This is a genomic window from Streptomyces sp. NPDC028928, assembly GCF_055564915.1.
In genome coordinates this window covers 323,077-342,433 of record NZ_JBVHVI010000009.1, presented here as the reverse complement: position 1 = coordinate 342,433, position 19,357 = coordinate 323,077, and the positions used below count along the sequence as shown (strand labels likewise).

Sequence of the window (19,357 nt, the reverse complement as noted above, 5' to 3'; positions counted from 1 at the left end):
CGCCGACGGCGGGGGGAGGCCGGGGTGAACCGGGGCGAGCGGGAGGCCGCTGTGCGGCGGATCATGGAGCGGGGCGGGGCGCCCCTGCCGCCGGATCTGTACGGGGACGCGGTACGCCGCGGGGACCGTCTGCTGCGGCAGCGGCAGCTCGTCCGCCGTGTGCTGTGGCTGCTGGCGTTCGCCGCGGCCGTCGCGTTCGCGGTGTGGGCGGCCGAGGCCCAGCCGTGGGCGGAGCCGCCCTCGCAGACGACTCCACCGCTCACCGGCTGGTGACGCCGGGCTGTCAGCCGAGGGCCTGCTGCAGGTCCTCCAGCAGGTCGTCGACGTTCTCGATGCCGACGGACAGGCGGACCAGGTCGGCCGGGACCTCCAGCGCGGAGCCGGCCGCGGAGGCGTGCGTCATCCGGCCGGGGTGCTCGATGAGGGACTCGACGCCGCCGAGGGACTCCCCGAGGGTGAACACCTGGGCGCGGTTGCACACCTCGACCGCGGCCTGCTCGCCGCCCTCGACGCGGAACGAGACCATGCCGCCGAACGCCTTCATCTGCTTGACGGCGATGTCGTGGCCGGGGTGGTCGGGCAGCCCCGGGTAGAGGACGCTCGTCACACGCGCGTGCCGGGTCAGCATGTCGGCGATCTTCGTGGCGTTCTCGCTGTGCCGGTCCATGCGCACCGCGAGGGTCTTGGTGCCGCGCAGCACCAGCCACGAGTCGAAGGGGCCGGCGACGGCGCCCATCGCGTTCTGGTGGTAGGCCAGCTCCTCGCCGAGGGCCGGGTCGGAGACGATCAGCGCACCGCCGACCACGTCCGAGTGGCCGCCCATGTACTTCGTCAGGGAGTGCACGACGACGTCGGCGCCGAGCGAGAGCGGCTGCTGGAGGTAGGGGGTGGCGAAGGTGTTGTCCACGACGAGCTTGGCGCCCGCGTCGTGGGCGACAGACGCGACGGCGGCGATGTCGGTGATGCCGAGCAGCGGGTTGGAGGGGGTCTCCACCCAGACCGCCTTGGTCTTCGGGGTGATCGCGGCGCGGACGGCGGCCGGGTCGCTGGTGTCGGCGACCGACCACTCCACGCCCCAGCGGGTGGCGACCTTGGCGAACAGCCGGAAGGTGCCGCCGTAGGCGTCGTTGGGGATCACCACGTGGTCGCCGGGGGTGAGCAGCGTACGCAGCAGGGTGTCCTCGGCCGCCAGGCCGGACGCGAAGGCCAGGCCGCGGCGACCGCCCTCCAGCGCGGCGAGGTTCTCCTCCAGGGCGGTCCGGGTCGGGTTGGCGCTGCGGCTGTACTCGTAGCCGCCGCGCAGCCCGCCGACGCCGTCCTGCTTGTAGGTCGACACCTGGTAGATCGGCGGGACGACCGCGCCGGTGAGGGGATCCGCGGTGTTGCCCGCGTGGATCGCGAGAGTCTCGAAGTGCTGACTGATGTGCCTGTCGCTCATGTCCACCGAGCGTAGTCCGCCCGACCCGCTCCCGATGCCCACCGAGCCCTGCCCGGCCGGAAGACGGCCTCGGCGGCCCGCGCCGGGGCTGTCATGCGCAGGTCGGGAGTTTTCCACAGGGCCGGGGTGGGGTTCGCCAAGGGTCGGCCGTGTCTGGTTCGCTTGAGGCATGGCGATTCTCTGGCTGCTGATGGCGCTGCTCATGCTGAGCCTGGTGCTGCTCCCGGTCATGCGGCGCAGGCGCGGGATGATCGAGCAGGTTCCCCCGGGACACCCGGACGCCGCCGACCCGGCGGACTACGGCTTCGTGCGCCAGGAGGAGCTGGACGTGCGCCTGCCCGGCCCGGACCAGGACCTGCTGGCGGTCCTGGAGCTGGTGCAGCGCACCCGGGACTACCGGGCCGCGGCCCAGCTGCTGGCCGGCACCGAGGCCGAGGGCGAGCTGCGCTGGCAGCGGGTGCAGGCGTTCGCCGGCGCCGCCGCGCTGGAGCTGCAGCAGCGGCCCGGCGGGATACACGAGACGCCGGGCGGCCAGTGGCTGCGGGTGTGGCGGGCCGAGCAGCCCAAGGACGCGGGCGGTGCCGCCGTGCACGCGGAGTTCCTGGTGCAGCAGGCCTGGCGGACGGCGACACCGGGCACGGACGAGTTCCGGATCATCATGGAGGAGGCGCGGGAGGCCTGCGCCCAGGCGGCGCTGCTGGCCCCCGGCGATCCGGTGCCGTACGTCATCGAGCTGTCCATCGCGCGCGGGCTGGCCTACCCGCAGGCCGAGTTCGACCAGCTGTGGCTGAAGATCCTCGACCGTGCCCCGCAGCACATGGGCGCACACCTCGCCGCGCTGCACTACTGGTGCGAGAAGTGGCACGGCTCGCGCGAGCAGGCGTACTCCTTCGCCGAGGCCGCCGCGGCCCGCGCCCCGGAGGGCTCGCTGCTCGCCGCGCTGCCGCTGTTCGCGGTGTTCGAGCACCTGCCGGAGGTGACGATGGTCAGGAGCTTCTTCCAGAGCGAGGTCATCACCAAGGCGATCCACGGCGCGCTGCACGCGGTCCACGCGGCCCGCCCCGACGACCCGACGCTCCCGCACGTCCGGCATCTGCTGCTGTTCTTCCTGGTCCGCGCCGAGCGCTGGGCGGAGGCCATGCAGCAGCTGATACACATCGACGGTCATGTGGGGGCGCTGCCGTGGACCCTGTCCACCGACCCGGCCGCCGAGTTCGCCGTGGCCCGCGCGCTGGCGGTGGCCGGTTACGAGGCCAACGGCGGCAGCCCGGCCGGCCTCCCCGGCTGACCGACATTGCCCTTCTGACCTGCGGTAGGGCATACTCCGCATCCCCCCACACCGCACCGCAAGCACCACCGGCACCACAAGCACCACCACCCGACCGACCGGGCCTGTCGCCCGTCGGCGTTGTCATGTCCCTTTTCTGAGGTCCTGTGGGGGGATCTGCCCGATGGGCGCAACTCTGCGCGCGCTGCGCGCTCTCGTCCTGCTGCTCGGCTTCTATCTGCTGAGCCTCGTCCTGCTCGCCGCGCTGATCGGCCTCGATGTCCTCGTGTTCAGCTGGGGACACGGCCCGCTCACGGCGAAGGTCGGCTTCGTCACCGTGCTGCTCGCCATCCCGGTCGTCCGCGGCATGCTGATGCTGCGCACGCCCAAGGGCGAGGACGGCCCCGGCATCCCGGTCACCGAGGCCGACGAGCCCCGGCTGTGGGCGCTGGTCCGGGAGATCGCCGCGGCGGCCGGCACCCGCGCCCCCGACCGGATCGTGCTCACCGGCGAGGTCAACGCGGCCGTCAGCGAGGATCCGCGGCTGCTCGGCCTGCTTTCCGGCCCGCGCCGCCTCTACCTCGGCGTCCCGCTGCTGACCGGCCTGACCGAGGCCCAGCTGCGCTCCGTACTCGCCCACGAGTTCGGGCACTTCACCGGCGGTGACACCCGGCTGTCCGCGCTCGTCGTGCGCGGGCGCGTGCAGATCGGCCGGGTCATCGGCCAGTTCCACGAGAAGGCGGACGGCAAGGTGGCCGCCGACCGGGCCCGGCAGGAGCGGGCGTCCGCCAAGCGGGTCGCCAAGGGCAAGAAGGCCAAGCAGGTCGACACGACCGGTGTCGGAGCGACGTACCGGACGATGGCGCGGATCTACACCGCGTACGGCAAGTTCTACCTGCGCGCCTCCCTCTCCACGGCGCGCGGCCAGGAGTTCGCCGCCGATCTGACCGCCGCCCGGATCGCCGGCCGCGACGCGACCTCGTCGGCGCTGCGGGAGATCCCGGTCCTGTCCGCCTCCCACGACTTCTACCTGGAGTCGTACGCCACCCTCGGTCTCCAGGCCCGGCTGCTGCCGCCGCGCGGTGAGTTCTTCGGCGGCTTCGGCCGGCTGCTGACGGCCCGTGAACTGGAGCTGGTGGACCTCCGTTCGGAGCTGCCGGAGGAGCCGGCGGGGCCGTACGACTCCCACCCGCCGATCGCCGAGCGCGTCCGCCGCATCGAGGCGCTGCCCGCCGACGGCCGCACCGAGGAGGCCAAGGGCGCGGCGCTGGCCCTGCTGACCGACCCGGCACGCACGATGGCCGCGCTGGAGGACGCCGTCCTCGCCGACGAACTGCTGCGCTACCCGCGCGCGGCCGGCTGGGAGGAGCTGCTGGACGCCTCGATGGCCGCGGGCCTGTCGGCCGCGCAGACCCCGCTGCACCGGGCGCTGAGCGGGTACACCGGCCGGCCGGCGACGCTGTCCGCGCTGCTGGACGTCATCGACGACGGCCGGCTGTGGCGGGTGGCGGAGAAGCTGCCGCTGTCGGAGGAGGCGGCCGCCGCGAAGGGGCGGGCCTTCCGCGAGTTCGTACGGCCGGTGCTGCGCCGCTCGCTGCGCACGATGGTGCTGGCCGAGTTCAGCTCCCGTTCGCTGCTGCACTGGGAGTTCTCCTGGACCCAGCCGGCGTCGGTACGGCTGCCGGGCTGGGGCTCACAGACGGAGCAGGACGGTCCCGAGGCCGAGCTGGAGGCGGCGGTGGAGGCGGCCCTCGCCGACCACCCCGACACCACTCGGCTGCGGGCGCTGCTGCCGCCGGCCACCCAGAACGCCTGACGGACCGCGGCCTCCAGCAACCCGCCTCCCCCCTCCCCGTAAAACCCCGCCCCCCGCTGCCCCCAAGAACGAAACGGACCGACCCCCGATGACCGTCCTCTTCTGGATCCTGGGCGTCCTGGCCGTCCCCACGCTCATCTTCGTGCTGTGGCTGGCCTGGGTGTTCCTCAAGGAACTGTTCAACCCGAGCCCCGACGACGACGCGGAGGCGACGGAGGCCGCCGAGGCCGCGCAGGCCGCGGAGAAGCTCGGGCTGCTGCCCGCCGAGCGGCAGAACACGGACCTCGCCGCGCCCCTGCCCGCCGAGTGGGCCGGTGTGCTCGCCGCGGTGCGCGGCGGCGACTGGCTGCCGGCCGCCGACCTGCTCGCGTCGCTGGGCCGGGACTGGGAGCGCCGGTCGGCGGTCGCCTATCTGCTGGCCGAGTGCGCGGCCGAGGAGGACGCCTGGCTGCTGGCGTGGGAGGCCGTGCGGCGCGACGATCCGGACGCGGCCGTGGTCCGGGCGCGCAGCACGGTGATCCTCGCCTGGAAGCTGCGGGGCGCCAAGACGGCCCAGTACACGACCAGGGAGCAGGCCGAGGCCTTCCACCGCACGCTGACCGGTGCCCGCGAGGAGATCGCCAGGGCCGCGGCGCTGAACCCGGACGACCCGACGCCGTACGTCGCGGAGATCTGGGTGGCGCTGGGCCTCGGCTACCCGAACGCCGAGATGGACAAGCTGTGGGCGGAGATCACCACCCGCGCCCCGCACCACTACGAGGCCCACTTCTCGGCGTTGCAGTACTGGTGCCAGAAGTGGCGCGGCTCCGAGCGGCAGGCCATGGAGTTCGCCGAGCGGGCCGCGGCCGACGCACCGCTGGGCAGCCTGCTGACGGCGCTGCCGCTCATCGCGCACTTCGAGCACGACGACTCGGAGGACACCGCGGCCGACAACACCCCGGAGATGCTGGCCCGGGTCGAGGCGGCCCTCGCGGACGCGGCGGCGGCCGACCCGTCCCACCCGCGGCTGCCGGAACTGCGTCACCTGCTGGCGTTCTACCTGCACCTGCAGGACCGCAACGAGGCGGCGCTGGAGCAGTTCAAGCTGGTCGACGGGCATGTGAACGCCCTGCCGTGGCGCTACCGGAACGACAAGGCCGGGTACTACTGCCAGGTCCGCAACACCGTGGTGCGCGAGGTGGCCCAGACCGCGCCGACGACCGCCTGACGGGACGCGCGGGATCGCCCGGACGGTGCAGCGGCCGCCGGCGGGCTAGTGCGGCCTGGGCGGGACCGCGGTGTCCTGCCCGGTCGGCGTGGCGGAGGCCGGGGCGTGACGGTCTGCGTGCACGGCGCGCAGCAGGTGCCGTAGTTCCGCTCGCTCCTGCTCCAGGCGGGCGGCTCGGGCGTCGAGTTCGCGGAGGCGTTCGGTCAGGGTCCGGCCGACGCCCGGGCAGGCGGTGAGGGACGGACCTGTCCCGGTGTCCGTCGTGCACGGCAGCAGGGTGGCGACCACGCGGGTCGGCAGGCCTGCGGCGAGGAGGGTGCGGATGCGGTGGACGCGCTGGACGTCCGACTCCTCGTACGTGCGGTAGCCGTTGGCACGGCGGTGCGGGGTGAGGAGGCCGGCGCTCTCGTAGTGGCGCAGGAGGCGGGGGCTGGTGCCGGTGCGGGCCGCCAGTTCGCCGATCAGCACGGTGTGGTCCTCTTTTCCGTCTCGCTTGACCTTGTCACTGTGTGAGGCTGCAACTCTCCCCCGGAGAACGGGATTCCGCGAACCCTGGGGAGAGACAGTGATCATCGATGCGCACGGGCATGTCCACGACCCCGTAGGCCTCCACCTGGACGCCCTGGACGCCGCCGGTGTCGACCGGGCCGTCCTGTTCCCGACCCGGCCGCATCCCGAGCGGGCCGGCGATCTGCCGTCGCTGCGGCGGGAGTTCGCGGTGCTGGACGGTGCGCTCGGCGGGCGCGGCGGGTCACGGGCGGCCTTCGCCGGTGCGCTGGACGAGGTGACCGCCGCGGTCGCCGCGCATCCGGACCGGTTCGTCGGGTTCGGGTCCGTGCCGCTGGAGCTGCCGGCGGAGGAGGTCGAGCGGGCCGTCGCCGAGGACGTCGTCGGGCGGGGGCTCGCCGGGATCGGGGAGCTGACGCCGGCGCCGGGGCGGGCCGGGCGGCTGGAGCCCGTGCTGAGGGCCGCCGCCGACCACGGCGGGCTGCCCGTGGTCGTGCACGGCTTCGCACCCACCACCGCGGACGACCTGCGCACGCTCGCCGCTCTCTCGCGCCGCCACCCCGGCGTCCCGCTGGTCGTCAGCCAGCTCGGCGGCCTGCACTGGATGGAGGCCGTGGAACTGGTGCGGGACACGCCCGGCATGTACCTGGAGCTGTCGACGGCGTTCCTGGTCATCGCCGTACGGCTGGCCGTCCGCGAACTCCCCGAGCGCACCCTCTTCGGCTCCGACGCGCCCTACGGCGACCCCGTCGTGGCCCGCGTGATGGTGGAGCGGGCCACGGCCTCCGGCGAGGTCCGCGACCGGGTGCTCGGCGGCACCGCGGCCGAACTGTTCCGCGTGCCCCGCCAGCCCGTGAACACGTGTGAGCCCGTGAGCACGTAAATCGGGCGACGGCTTCGGCTTCCGCCCCGTAGATTCGCCCCTTACGTCTGCGGAGCCGCAGAGATCGACGAGGTCGAAGGGGAGGGCATGGGCAGTCCTGTGTTTCTGATCGGTGGTGGCTGGGCCCGCGCCGAGGTGTACGAGCCGTTCCTGCGCCGGGTGCGCGGGGAGCGGCGCGTCGGGTGTCTGGTTCTCGACGAGGGGGACGGGGCTGCGCAGTTCGAGCGGTACGCGGTGGCGCTGGGGAAGGCGGACCCGGCGTGCGTGCCGGTGCCGTTGCTGGTGCCGCTCGGCGGCCGGTTCGAGCCGGAGGCCGCGCTGGACGGGATCGACGGGCTGCTGGTGTGCGGCGGGCTGACGCCGGCGTACCAGGAGGCGCTCGCGGACTGCCTGGAGCGGCTGCCGGAGCTGCTGGCGGCGCGCGGTCTGCCGTACGCCGGTTTCTCCGCCGGTGCCGCCGTGGCCGCGCGGCGGGCCGTGGTCGGCGGGTGGCTGGTGGACGGGGTGCCGGTGTGCCCGGAGGAGACCGGGGAGGATCTGGCGGAGGTCGAGGTGCGGCCGGGGCTCGGGCTGGTGCCGTTCGCGGTGGATGTGCACGCCGCCCAGTGGGGCACGCTGCCGCGGCTGGTGTCGGCGGTCGCGCGAGGGGAGGTGCCGTACGGGGTCGCCGTGGACGAGAACACGCTGCTCGCGGTCGGGGACGACGAGGCCCGGGTGTCCGGGGCCGGGCGGGTGCATGTGGTGCGGCCCGCGGCGGACGGGGGCGCGGTGGTCCGGGCGTACGGCGCCGGAGAGGGCTTCGGTCCGAGGTAGCGGGTGAGCGCCCCGCAGGGGCCCGGGCAACTGCGCGAGCGCCCACGACGCACCCGCACCCGGCGGACGGCCCGCAGCAGGCAGACGGTCCGCCGCAGGCCGTAGCCCAGCGGGACCACGACCCGGCAGGACTACGGCCCAGCAGGACCGCGGGTCAGATCGTGGCGGTGTCGATGACGAAGCGGTAGCGGACGTCGCTCGCCAGCACCCGCTCGTACGCCTCGTTGATCTGGTCCGCGCTGATCAGCTCGATCTCGGCGCCGAAGCCGTGCTCCGCGCAGAAGTCCAGCATCTCCTGGGTCTGCGCGATGCCGCCGATCATGGAGCCCGCGAGGGTCTTGCCGCCGCCGATCACCGAGAAGAGGTTGAGGGAGATCGGCTCCTCGGGGGCGCCCACGTTCACCAGCGCGCCCTCCGTCTTCAGCAGCGCCAGGTAGGCGTTGAAGTCCAGCGGGGCCGACACCGTGGACACGATCAGGTCGAACGTGCCGCGCAGTTCCTCGAAGGTCTTCGGGTCGCTGGTGGCGTAGTAGTGGTCGGCACCCAGCTTGAGGCCGTCCTCCTGCTTGCGCAGGGACTGCGACAGGACCGTCACCTCGGCGCCGAGAGCGTGCGCGATCTTCACGCCCATGTGGCCGAGGCCCCCCATGCCGAGGATCGCGACCTTCTTGCCGGGGCCGGCGTTCCAGCGCTTCAGCGGGGAGTAGAGGGTGATGCCGGCGCACAGCAGCGGCGCGGCCACATCGAGGGACAGACCGTCGGGGATGCGGACGACGTAGTTCTCGTCCACGACGATCTTCTGCGAGTAGCCACCGTAGTTGGGGGTGCCGTCCCGGCCGATGGCGTTGTACGTGGGGCCGAAGCTGCCGTTCGAGCAGTACTGCTCCTCGCCGCGCAGGCAGTTCTCGCACTCGCGGCAGGAGTCGACCATGCAGCCGACGCCCACCCGGTCGCCGACCTGGAACTTCGTGACGCCGGGGCCGACCTCGGCGACGACGCCGGCGATCTCGTGGCCGGGGACCATCGGGAAGATCGCCTCGCCCCAGCCCTCCCGGGCCTGGTGGATGTCGGAGTGACAGATACCGGCGAACTTGATGTCGATCAGGACGTCGAACTCGCCGACCGCGCGTCGCGCGATGGTCGTCCGCTCCAGCGGTGCCTTCGCGGCGGGCGCGGCGTATGCGGCAACAGTGGTCATGCCGTGGATCTCCTAGCGAGGGGTCTCGCGCCCGGCTGCCTTCCTGCCGGGCACGGCCTCCAGCCTGCCGCGCGGCGGGCCGGCCACCCAGACCACGGCTTTGCGTACGACCGCTGTGCGTACCACTGGCGGGGTCAGGCTCGTGTGCGTACGACCAGGAATACTGGACGTATGGAGAGCAGGGACGAGCAGCCGGACGCAGTGGTCGCCACCGGCCGGACCCTGGACCGGCGGGCGGAGCTGAGCGAGTTCCTGCGCAGCCGGCGGGCCCGGCTGAAGCCGGAGGACGTCGGTCTGACCGGCTTCGGGCGGCACCGCAGGGTGCCGGGGCTGCGCCGGGAGGAGCTGGCGCAGCTGGCCGGGGTGTCGGTGGCGTACTACACCCGGCTGGAACAGGGCAACGGGCGGAACGTGTCGGCGGAGGTGCTGGCCTCGATCGCGCGGGCGCTGCGGCTGACGGAGGCCGAGCACGCGCACCTCACCCACCTGGCGAAGCCGAAGGCGCACAAGAAGAAGCCGGCGGCGCGGCAGCAGCAGGTGCGGGGGGCGCTGCGGCAGCTGCTGGACACGATGGACGGCGTACCGGCGTACGTGGTGGGCCGACGGGCGGAGATCCTCGCCTGGAACCGGATGGCGGCGGCCGTCTTCGGTGACTGGGCGCAGCTGCCGGCGGCCGAGCGGAACTGGGCGCGGCTGGTGTTCCTGCACCCGGACTACCGGGACCTGTTCGTCGACTGGGAGCAGAAGGCGATCGACATCGTGTGCGCGCTGCGGATGGACGCGGGCTGCCATCCGGACGATCCCCGGCTGTCGGCGCTGGTGGGCGAGCTGTCCGTGAAGAGCGAGGAGTTCCGCCGGCTGTGGGCCACGCACGACGTCAGGGAGAAGAGCCACGGCCTCAAGCACCTGCACCATCCGCTGGTCGGCGACCTGGCCCTGAACTTCGAGAGCTTCCGCCTGACGGACGGCTCGGACCAGTCCCTGGTCACCTACCACGCGGAGCCCGGCTCCCCCTCCGCCGAGTCCCTGCGTCTGCTGGCCAGCTGGGGCGCGGACGCGACCCGCGCGGCGACGCGATGAGGGGCACACCGGAGGCTGACCTCCGGTGTGCCCCTCACCCAGGGAGCGCTACGGCCTACTTGCCGAAGTACGCGTTGTAGATCGTGATCTCCGACGTGTTGCCCTTCTTGTCGGTGATCTTGGCGCGGAACGAGATCGCCTTGTTCTTCGCCGGGTTCTTGACGGTGATCTTGCCGTTCTTGACGGTGACCTTCTTGAAGTTCTTGCCGTCGTAGGAGACGTAGACGGCGAGGGACTTCAGGTTGCGGCCCGCGGCCGAGCCCTCGACGGTGACCGGGAAGGTGACCGTCTTGCCGGCCGTGACCCGGCTGTCGAGGCCGGTCGTGGCGCCGAAGTGCAGCGCGGAGGCGGGCAGCTGGGTGAAGTCCGCCTTCTTGGAGCGGAAGGTCCAGGCCGCGTCGATGCGCGTCGAGGCCTCCGCCACCTTCGAGGACCGCTTGACCGAGGTGGTCAGCTTGTACGCCGCGTCACCGGCGGGGACCTTGAAGGGCTTCTCACCGAACAGCGGGTCGTTGTTGGAGCCGACCTTGGTGCCGTTGCGGTACAGGGTGGTGTTCACCGAGGTGTACTGCGAGTACCCGGCGTGCTTGCCGGAGTCGGCGAACAGCGGCAGCGAACCGAAGATCTCGTTGCCGTCCCGGAAGATGCCGAAGCCGGTGCCCACGTGCGGGCCGAAGACCGCGGTGTTGACCGTCTTGGTGTAGGTCCGGCCGGCCTTGAAGCTGAACTGGCCGAGGCCGTAGCCGGCCTCGTTGACCGGGAAGCCGTCCTGGTCGACGCCGCCGTTCTGCTGGAACTCCAGCTGCCACTTCACGCCGCCGGTGGCGGACAGGTGCAGGGTACGGGTGCCGGGCAGGTTCTGCGGGACGCTGACGGAGGACGCGCCGGAGCTGCCGGGCAGCCAGCCCACCGCGTCGATCGAGCCCTTCTTGCCCTTGGCCGCGGCGCCGAGCCGGGCCTTCACCGTGGCCAGCTCGCTCGCCTTGTAGTGCTTGGTGTAGCCGGTGGCGAGCTGCTTGACCGCGCCGCCGGAGGTGACGTCGTACTGCTCGGTCGCGCCCTTGCTCCAGTGGCCGTCCCACTGCTGGCGCAGTGAACCGGCGGGCAGCTGCGGGCCCAGGTGGGCGGTGCGGAAGTTCTTGTACGTGTCCAGGAACCAGCCGTAGCCGTACTGGTTGTCGCCGATCGAGACGTCGAAGCCCGGCGAGGCGAACAGGGACTTCGCGCCCGAGGCCGGAATGGTGATGTCCACCGGCTTGGCCTTGCGCGCGTCGATGGTGATCGTCTGCTTCTTGCCGACGGTCAGCTTCGGCTGCGCGATCCAGTCGATGCCCTTGGTGGCGTCCTGCGGGTCCGCGTAGACGGAGGTGTTGAGGATGTACGTGCCCTTGGGCGCGCGCACCTTCACCGTGCCGGACTTGTCGTACGGGTTCAGCCAGACGCCGCCGGCCAGGCCCGCCACGCCGCTGAGGTCGGCGCCGTAGTTCGGGGTGGGCTTGCCGTCACGGCCGATGAACTTCAGTGTGATGTCGTACGACTCCACCTCGCGCTGCACCGCGGCGGCCGTGCGGACGGTCTGGCCGCCGCCCGTCGCCGTCACGTACGCGGAGTAGGCGCCGTCGACGGTGCCGCCCAGCTTGGTGTCGACGGTGAGGTCGACCGCGGCCTTGCCGTGCGCCGGGACGGTCACCTTCGTCGCGCCGAGCTTGAAGAAGCCCGCCGGGGCCGCCGCGCCCTTGGGGTTGGTGGCGGTGCTGCTCAGGGTGAGCGTGACGTCCTTGTCGCCGAGGTTGCGGTACGTCAGCTTCTTGGTGACCGGCTTGTCGTCGGTGTGCGGCCACTGCTGCACGCCGAAGCTCACCGACACCGGGTCGGCGACGATCGACTGCTTGATGGCCTTGTCGACCTGGATGCGGCCCGAACCCTGCTGGAACGGGGTGTACTTGCCGCCCTTGGTGGAGCCGGTCAGGGCGCCCTTCAGCTCGGAGTAGCCCCAGTCGGGGTGCTCCTGCTTGAGGATGGCGGCGGCGCCCGCGACGTGCGGGGTGGCCATCGAGGTGCCGGAGATGGTCAGGTAGCCCTCGGGCTTCTCGCCGACCTCCTGGTCGATGACGCTGCCCTTGGCCGCGGCGGCGGTGATGTCGACGCCGGGCGCGGTGACGTCCGGCTTGATGGCGCCGTCGCCGACGCGCGGGCCGGTGGAGGAGAAGTCCGCCAGCTTGTCCTTCTTGTCGACGGCGCCGACGGTGAGCGCGGCGTCCGCGCTGCCCGGCGAGCCGATCGACTGGGGTCCGTCGTTGCCCGCGGCGATCGCGAACAGGACGCCCTTCTCGGCGGAGAGCTTGTTGACCTCGGCTTCGAGCGGGTCGACCTCGGGCGTGTCGTAGCCGCCGAGGCTCAGGTTGATGACATTGGCGCCCTGCGCGGCCGCCCACTCCATGCCGGCGAGGATGCCGGAGTCGTCACCAAAGCCGGAGTCGTCCAGGACCTTGCCGTTGAGGAGCTTGGCGTCGGGGGCCACGCCCTTGTACGTGCCGCCCGACTTGGCGCCGGTGCCCGCCACGATGGAGGCGACGTGCGTGCCGTGTCCGAAGTGGTCGGTGGCGTCGGCGGCGGCGGTGAAGTTCTTGGACTCCAGCACCTGGTTCTTGAGGTCCGGGTGGCTGGTGTCGACGCCGGTGTCGAGGACGGCGACCTTGACGCCCTTGCCGGTGTAGCCGGCCTGCCAGGCGGTGGGGGCGCCGATCTGCGGCACGGACGTGTCCAGGCTGGCCTTGCGGACGCCGTCGAGCCAGACGTGCGCGATGCCGGAGGCGGTCCGGTCGCCGTTGGTGACGGCGTCCCACAGCTCGGCGGTGGCCTTGACCGGGGTCTGCACGGCGTCCGCGTTGAGCGCCTTCAGGCTGCGGCGCAGGGTGCCCGCGTCCCGGACGTCGGCCTTGGCGCCGGTGGCGGCGCCGCGGTAGCCGACGATGACCTTCAGGCCGTTCTTCTGGGCCTTGCGGGTGGCGGCCTTGTTCAGCTCGGTGACGTCGAACAGGCGCTGGTCGAGCGTGCCGGAGGCGACCAGGTGGGCCGCGTCGGCCGGGATGACCAGGGTGTGGCCGGCGGCCTTGCGGACCTGGAAGGGTATGTGCTCGCGCCCCTTGGCCCGTTCCAGGCCGACGATGCGGCCCTTGGCGTCGAGGGCGACCCGGTCACCGGTGATCAGGGTGACGTGATGCTGGGCGGTGACCTTCGAGGCGGCGGCGACGGTCGCCGCGGCGCCTGCGGGCTTCGCCGACGCGGGGCTGGTCATTCCCGCTGCGAGGGCGACCGCTGCGGCCGTCGCCACGGTGGCCGCAGCTGCTCTTTTCACTTGTCTGCGCAAGTTCTCCCCCTGGAGATGGAGTACCGGGTGAATTCCCCGTTCACCCGGCCGGGGGTGGACTCGCATGGATGAACGTCAACCCCCCGGGTCACGAAGTATGCCGGGGGGTGATCAGAGGCCTCAATAGCGGAGAGGGAGGTGAGAAAGCGCGTACGGGAACTGTTACGCGGCGGCCGGAACACCGTTACAGAACCGCGAAGTGCGTTGCGTTCCGCCGGTGTTATACGCCGTCAGGTTCCCGCGTTCTCCTTCACGGTGATCCTGCCCTTGCGCAGGGTGGCCAGACGCGGGGCCTTCTTCGCCAGCGTGGAGTCGTGGGTGACCATGACGAAGGTCAGCCCGTGCTCCTTCCACAGGCGTTCGAGTACGTCCATGATCTCGTCCCGCATGCCCTCGTCCAGGTTGCCGGTCGGCTCGTCGGCCAGCAGCACCTTGGGCTTCTTCACCACGGCCCGGGCGATGGTGACGCGCTGCTGCTGTCCGCCGGACATCTCGCCGGGGAGATGACCGAGGCGTTCGCCGAGGCCGACCGATTCCAGTGCCTCGGCGGCCAGTTCCCGCCGTTCCCTCACCTTGATACCGAGGGGGACGAGGGCGGTTTCCACGTTCTCCTGGGCGGTGAGGGTGGGGATGAGGTTGAACGACTGGAAGACGAAGCCGATGTTCTCGCTGCGGACTCTGGTGAGCCGCGCTTCGGTCAGCTCGGCCAGGTCCGTGCCGTCGAGGACGACTTCGCCGGAGGTGGGGCGGTCGAGGGCGCCGAGCATCTGGAGGAGGGTGGATTTGCCGCCGCCGGTGGGGCCCTGGATGACGAGCCTGTCCCCGTCGGCGATGGTGAGGTCGATTCCGTCGAGGGCGTGGACGGTGTCCTTGCCCCGGGTGTAGCGCTTGGTGACGTTTCTCAGTTCGTACATGGGTGGCTCCCGGGATCGTCTTCGGTTGCGGGCGGGTGGGGGTTGCTCGTCACTCCACCCGCCTCAGCGCGTCCGCCGGGCGGAGCCGGGACGCCCGCCAGCCGCCGAACGCGCCCGCGATCAGGCCGCCCGCCACCGCGAGGCCCACCGCCAGGACGATCGTCGTCACGCTCACCGGGGCCGTGAGGGCCACCTCCAGGGTCTTCGCCGTCCCACGGCCGGGGCCGCCCGGCAAGCCGCCGCCACCGCCGCCGAAGCCGCCACCCGTGCCGCCGCCCAACTGGGCCTGGAGGCTCGGGCTGACGGCCGTGACGGCGTAGGCGCCCGCCAGACCGAGGGCGATGCCGAGGGCCCCGCCGACCAGGCCGTTGACGACGGCCTCGCCGACCACCTGCCGGGTCACCCGGCCCGACTTCCAGCCCAGTGCCTTGAGCGTGCCGAACTCGCGGACCCGGCGGGAGACCGCCGAGGAGGTGAGCAGGCCGGCGACCAGGAAGGCGGCCACCAGCACGGCGAGGGACAGCCACTTGCCGACGTTGGCGGCGAGGGAGGAGGCGGTGGACAGGGAGCCGGAGACGGTGTCCGCGAGGTCGGCGGAGGTGGTGACCGTCGTACCGGAGACGTTCTTCTGGATCGCCGACTTGACGCTGTCGATCTTCTGCGAGTCGGCCGCCTTGACGTAGATCGTGGTGACCTTGTTCTTCGAGTCGCTGAGGGTCTGCGCCTGCTTCAGCGGGATGTACAGGTCGGCGGCCGGGTCACCGCTGTCGGCGGTGGCGATGCCGATCACCTTGAACGTGACGCCCTTGACGGTGACGCTGGAGCCGACCTTGTACTTCTTCTCCTTGGCGTAGGCGGAGTCCGCCACGACGACCCTGGCATCGGTCTCCGTCGCCTTGAAGGTGCGGCCGCTGGTGATCTTGGAGGAGGTCAGCGGGCCGAGTGCGGGCTTGGTGACGTCGGTGCCGTAGACGGAGTAGTTGTTGACGTCGAAGTCGGCGCCGCCGCCCTTCACCTCGCCCTGCGGCTGGCCGTCTCCGCCGCCGCGCTGGAATCCGCCGGCGCCTCCGTCGCCGTTCTGCTGGAACTGACCGCGTGTGAACTGGCCGCTGACCTTGAGGACCTGCAGGCTCAGTCCGCCGACCGCGTCAAAGACACCGGCCTGCGCGCCGACCTCGGTCACCGTGGAGGCCGGCAGTGTCTGGAAGCCCTGCACCGTCACGCGGTCGCTGCTCTGCGTCGTGGAGTCGTCGTCCCCCGCGTCGAACCGGAAGCGCGGACGCTCGGAGCCGGCGGTGGCCGACGCCGCCTTGGTGACCGTCATGTCCGTACCCAGCCCGTACAGCGACTGGAGGACCTTGTCCTGGGCCTTGCCCATGCCGTTGGACACGGAGTTGACCACGATGACCAGCGCGATGCCCAGCGCGAGCCCGGAGGCGACGACGAGGGCCGCCTTTCTACGGCGGCGCAGTTCGCGCCTCAGGTAGGTGAAGAACATGGCCGCAAGCTAGGGACGGACCGTGATGACACCATAAGGCGGGCATAAGAGGAGCATGAGAAGGCTGGGCCCGGGCCCGAAAACGCCGGTGCCGCCCCTGGGGGCGGCACCGGAGCTGCGGGTGAGCGTGCGTCAGACGGCCGAGCCGGCCTTCCACTGCGCCCAGTCCATGTTCCAGCCGTTGAGGCCGTTGTCCGGGGAGACGGTCTTGTCGCCGGTGTTCTGGACGACGACGACGTCACCGATCAGCGTGTGGTTGTACAACCAGGCCGCCGGGGTGCTGGGGTCGTTCGCGCCCTTCTTGTCCTGCAGGCCCACGCAGCCGTGGCTGGTGTTGACGTTGCCGAACACCGAGGGGGCGCCCCAGTAGTTGCCGTGGATGAAGGTGCCGGAGGTGGTCAGGCGCATGGCGTGCGGCACGTCCTTGATGTCGTACTCGCCCTTGCCGTCGTCGTCGGTGAAGCCGACCGTCGCGCCGTTCATCCGGGTCTCCTTGAACTTCTCGGAGATCACCATCTGGCCTTCGTACGTCTTGTTGTCGGGCGAGCCGGCGGAGATCGGTATGGTCTTGACGACCTTGCCGTCCTGCGTGATCTTCATCTGCTTGGTCTGCGCGTCGACGTAGGAGACCTGGTTGCGGCCGATGTGGAAGGTGACCGTCTTCTGCTGGACGCCGTAGACGCCGCTCGCGCCCTGGACGCCGTCGAGCGCGAGCTTCAGGGTGACGGTGGAGCCTTCCTTCCAGTACTCCTCCGGACGGCAGTCCATGCGGTTGGCGTTGAACCAGTGGCAGGCGACCTCCTGGCCGCTGCTGGAGCTGACCGTGATGCCCTTCTGCACGGCGGCCTTGTCGGTGATCGCCTTGTCGAAGTTGATGGACACCGGCATGCCGACGCCGACCGTGGAGCCGTCGTCCGGGGTGAAGGTGCCGATGAAGCTGTTGGCCGGGGAGACCGTGGTGAAGGAGGCGTTCTCGTGGGCTATCCGGCCCTCGGAGTCCTTGGCCTCGGCGGCGAGCTTGTAGGTGGTGGAGCGCTCCAGCTGGACGCTGGGCTTCCAGCTCTTCTTGTCGGCGGACAGCCGGCCGGCGACGGCCTTGCCGTCCTGGGTGGTCATCGTGACACCCGTGAGGGTGCCCTTGCTCACCGTGACGGCGGCGGAGTTGTTGATCGAGGCGTTGTTGGAGCCGTCCTTGGGCGTGATCGTGATCTGCGCCTCGGACGACTTCTCGGCCGCCGCCTCGTCCACCTTGGCCTGCGAGGTGTCGCCGCTGCCGCCGCCGGAGGCATCGTCGCCGCCGGAACACGCCGTGAGCACCAGCACACCGCCGAGCAGAGCGGACGCGGCCGCCAGGCCCTTGCGCCGCTTACTGTCCGTCATCACAAGCTTCTCCATCGTTGCCGAGTCGCGATAACCCCGAGAGTCCCCGTCGAGAACCTTCAACGCTACGGCCGGTTCCCCCCGTTCCACAGACCGCGGATCTGTGGGGCATCCCACGTCCGCGGGGCGCGGTCGCGGGCGGTACGGGATCCGGTCCGTGCACCCCCCTGGGACGACGAAACCCCGGACGGCGGTTGCCGTCCGGGGTCTTGGGTGCCCCAGGACGCTCAGCCGATGCCGTCCTCTTCCTCGTCGTCCGCCCCATCATCCTCGTCCAGGTCCCAGTCGGGCGAATCGGGGTCGAAGTCGATCCGCTCGCTGGACCAGGAGGCCTGCTGGAGCTCCACCCCGGGTACCTCGGCGACCAGGTCGAACGGGTCCACGAGATAGGCCAGGGCCTCCGCGGTGTCCTCCGTCACAGCGCTCTCGGCGTGGGTCCGCTCCGCCTCGGGCAGCTCGGAGTCCTCGGCGACCCGGCGCAGCGCGGCCTTGGTCACCTCGTCGTCGTCCTGCACCTCCAGCACCAGCTCCACGCGAAGCCGTACAAAACGTGATGTGTCTTCAGCAGTCATGGCGTGAGCGTACGGCGGAAACCTCCCGTGACTTTCCTGTGACCCGCGCCTTTCACTAACATCGCCCCACACGGCCAATTCGCCAGCTGCACAAGGGGATCGATATTCCGTGTCATCCGCTCGCCGTCCGCTGCTGACCGCCACCGCCGCGGGCACCCTGCTCTGCGCGCTGTGGTTCGTCCCGTCCGCGAACGCCTCGCAGGACGCCCCGGCGAGAGAGACGGCGACCACCTCCGTCTCGACGCGGGTCACACACGTCACGCAGGCCAGAGCGGTGACGGCGGCGACCACCGAGTCCGCGGACCGGGCGGCGGAGGAGACCGAGCTGGCCGACACGGGAGCCTTCGACACCACCCCGTACGTCATCGGCGGCAGCCTTTTCCTCGCCGTGGGTGCCGGATTCGTGGTGTATTCCGTACGTCGGGAACGCATGGGGTTTTAATCTGTCTTGACGAATCCTTGACAGCGCCCACATAGTTCGCTCATGAAGAGATCATCGGGCGTGCGGCTGTGCGCCACCGCAGCTGTGAGCGCGCTGTCGCTCGCCCTCATCACGGGCTGTGCCGACGGGTCGAAGGACTCTGGCACCTCGGGCAAGGACGCGGCGAATCCTGCCGCGAAGGCGCTGAGCGCCACGGAGTTGAAGAAGCGGATCATTACCCAGGGCGACGTGCCCGGGCAGAAGGTCGGCGAAGTCGAGGGCGGCGTCCCCGACGAGAGCAAGGTCAAGGCCGACGACGCCAAGTGCGACCCGGTGCTCCAGGCGTTCACCGGCATCGCGCCCGGCTCCCCGGCGGCCAACACCAGCAAGATGGCCACCGAGGACAAGAAGGACCCCACGGACGACGCCACCTCCATGGACGACCTGGAGAGCGGCAAGTTCGAGGACGCGATCAACGAGTCCATGAACCTGGACGTCACCGTGGTCACGCTGGCCTCGTACGACGGGGACGGCGCCGAGCAGGGCCTGAAGTCGGTCTCCGACGCGGTCAAGGCGTGCGCGGGCGGCTTCTCCGGCGAGCAGGACGGCGAGAAGGGCAAGTTCACCAAGGTCGCCGAGGAGAAGTCCTCCGGCACCGGTGACGCGTCGGTCGCCTTCACCGCGGTCAACGACGCGGGCAAGGACGGCTCCCTGCCGCTGCACGCCGAGGTCGTGCGGCACGGCAACACCCTCGCCGTGTACACCACGATCAACATCGGCGCGATGATGAGCAAGAAGGCCTACACGGTCTCCGCTCCGGTCGTGAAGGCGCAGGCCGCCAAGCTGAAGTGACGTTTCGGCCGTAAGCGTCGAGGGGCCCCGGCAGCTGCCGGGGCCCCCCCCTCTTCCCCCGAACGTCCCCGGGATAGGGCGGGGGACCTTCTTCCGGGCGCCCAGAGGGTATCACTCACCACCAACGCGTCGAGGGTGGTC

General features: G+C 71.3%; 17 protein-coding genes. 9 read left to right on the top strand and 8 right to left on the bottom strand.

Annotation, left to right across the window (positions count from 1 at the left end; all coding sequences use genetic code 11):
- Positions 1–24 precede the first annotated feature (24 nt).
- Positions 25–273: a hypothetical protein gene (locus ACZ4U1_RS23445; RefSeq protein WP_467905649.1), complete on the top strand. Its 249-nt coding sequence runs from the start codon at positions 25–27 to the stop codon at positions 271–273.
- Positions 274–283: 10 nt separating this feature from the next.
- On the opposite strand, the gene ACZ4U1_RS23440 is transcribed toward ACZ4U1_RS23445, so the two are convergent.
- Positions 284–1,438, bottom strand: coding sequence for a cystathionine gamma-synthase (locus tag ACZ4U1_RS23440; protein WP_467905648.1), 1,155 nt, complete (start codon positions 1,436–1,438; stop codon positions 284–286).
- Positions 1,439–1,607: 169 nt separating this feature from the next.
- Between ACZ4U1_RS23440 and ACZ4U1_RS23435 the strand changes: the two genes are divergently transcribed.
- The 3 genes from ACZ4U1_RS23435 to ACZ4U1_RS23425 all read left to right on the top strand — a co-directional run bounded on the left by ACZ4U1_RS23435 (position 1,608) and on the right by ACZ4U1_RS23425 (position 5,728).
- Entirely contained in the window at positions 1,608–2,726 is a 1,119-nt protein-coding gene (locus ACZ4U1_RS23435) for a hypothetical protein (RefSeq protein ID WP_467905646.1), read from the top strand.
- Positions 2,727–2,889: 163 nt separating this feature from the next.
- Positions 2,890–4,521: a M48 family metalloprotease gene (locus tag ACZ4U1_RS23430; protein ID WP_467905645.1), complete on the top strand. Its 1,632-nt coding sequence runs from the start codon at positions 2,890–2,892 to the stop codon at positions 4,519–4,521.
- Positions 4,522–4,609: 88 nt separating this feature from the next.
- Positions 4,610–5,728, top strand: a complete 1,119-nt coding sequence (locus tag ACZ4U1_RS23425; protein WP_467905644.1) for a hypothetical protein — start codon at positions 4,610–4,612, stop codon at positions 5,726–5,728.
- A 45-nt stretch (positions 5,729–5,773) separates the two neighbouring features.
- Here ACZ4U1_RS23425 and ACZ4U1_RS23420 read toward each other — a convergent pair whose 3' ends face one another.
- Positions 5,774–6,196 (bottom strand): MerR family transcriptional regulator, encoded by a 423-nt coding sequence (locus ACZ4U1_RS23420; RefSeq protein WP_467905643.1) that lies wholly within the window; start codon positions 6,194–6,196, stop codon positions 5,774–5,776.
- 97 nt (positions 6,197–6,293) lie between these two features.
- On the opposite strand from ACZ4U1_RS23420, the gene ACZ4U1_RS23415 reads away from it, so the two are divergent.
- Entirely contained in the window at positions 6,294–7,118 is an 825-nt protein-coding gene (locus ACZ4U1_RS23415) for an amidohydrolase family protein (protein WP_467905642.1), read from the top strand.
- Positions 7,119–7,205: 87 nt separating this feature from the next.
- On the top strand, positions 7,206–7,931 hold the full coding sequence (locus ACZ4U1_RS23410) for a Type 1 glutamine amidotransferase-like domain-containing protein (RefSeq protein WP_467905640.1): 726 nt from the start codon (positions 7,206–7,208) through the stop codon (positions 7,929–7,931).
- A gap of 154 nt (positions 7,932–8,085) precedes the next feature.
- Here ACZ4U1_RS23410 and ACZ4U1_RS23405 read toward each other — a convergent pair whose 3' ends face one another.
- Positions 8,086–9,129 (bottom strand): NAD(P)-dependent alcohol dehydrogenase, encoded by a 1,044-nt coding sequence (locus ACZ4U1_RS23405; protein WP_467905639.1) that lies wholly within the window; start codon positions 9,127–9,129, stop codon positions 8,086–8,088.
- Between the two features lie 171 nt (positions 9,130–9,300).
- Between ACZ4U1_RS23405 and ACZ4U1_RS23400 the strand changes: the two genes are divergently transcribed.
- On the top strand, positions 9,301–10,209 hold the full coding sequence (locus ACZ4U1_RS23400; protein WP_467905637.1) for a helix-turn-helix domain-containing protein: 909 nt from the start codon (positions 9,301–9,303) through the stop codon (positions 10,207–10,209).
- A gap of 55 nt (positions 10,210–10,264) precedes the next feature.
- Here the strand turns inward: ACZ4U1_RS23400 and ACZ4U1_RS23395 are convergent, their stop codons facing one another.
- The 5 genes from ACZ4U1_RS23395 to ACZ4U1_RS23375 all read right to left on the bottom strand — a co-directional run bounded on the left by ACZ4U1_RS23395 (position 10,265) and on the right by ACZ4U1_RS23375 (position 17,943).
- Positions 10,265–13,507, bottom strand: a complete 3,243-nt coding sequence (locus ACZ4U1_RS23395; RefSeq protein WP_467905727.1) for a S8 family peptidase — start codon at positions 13,505–13,507, stop codon at positions 10,265–10,267.
- Positions 13,508–13,809: 302 nt separating this feature from the next.
- On the bottom strand, positions 13,810–14,493 hold the full coding sequence (locus tag ACZ4U1_RS23390; RefSeq protein ID WP_467905636.1) for an ABC transporter ATP-binding protein: 684 nt from the start codon (positions 14,491–14,493) through the stop codon (positions 13,810–13,812).
- 49 nt (positions 14,494–14,542) lie between these two features.
- Positions 14,543–15,991 (bottom strand): ABC transporter permease, encoded by a 1,449-nt coding sequence (locus ACZ4U1_RS23385; protein WP_467905635.1) that lies wholly within the window; start codon positions 15,989–15,991, stop codon positions 14,543–14,545.
- 132 nt (positions 15,992–16,123) lie between these two features.
- A complete protein-coding gene (locus tag ACZ4U1_RS23380; RefSeq protein WP_467905634.1) occupies positions 16,124–17,371 on the bottom strand; it encodes a L,D-transpeptidase in 1,248 nt (415 codons plus the stop codon).
- A 227-nt stretch (positions 17,372–17,598) separates the two neighbouring features.
- The gene (locus tag ACZ4U1_RS23375; RefSeq protein ID WP_467905633.1) at positions 17,599–17,943 is read right to left on the bottom strand and encodes a hypothetical protein; all 345 of its coding nucleotides are present in this window, start codon (positions 17,941–17,943) and stop codon (positions 17,599–17,601) included.
- 109 nt (positions 17,944–18,052) lie between these two features.
- On the opposite strand from ACZ4U1_RS23375, the gene ACZ4U1_RS23370 reads away from it, so the two are divergent.
- Complete coding sequence (locus ACZ4U1_RS23370; protein ID WP_467905632.1) at positions 18,053–18,385, top strand: hypothetical protein; 333 nt, start codon at positions 18,053–18,055, stop codon at positions 18,383–18,385.
- 42 nt (positions 18,386–18,427) lie between these two features.
- Positions 18,428–19,216, top strand: a complete 789-nt coding sequence (locus ACZ4U1_RS23365; RefSeq protein WP_467905631.1) for a hypothetical protein — start codon at positions 18,428–18,430, stop codon at positions 19,214–19,216.
- The last annotated feature ends 141 nt before the right edge of the window (positions 19,217–19,357 follow it).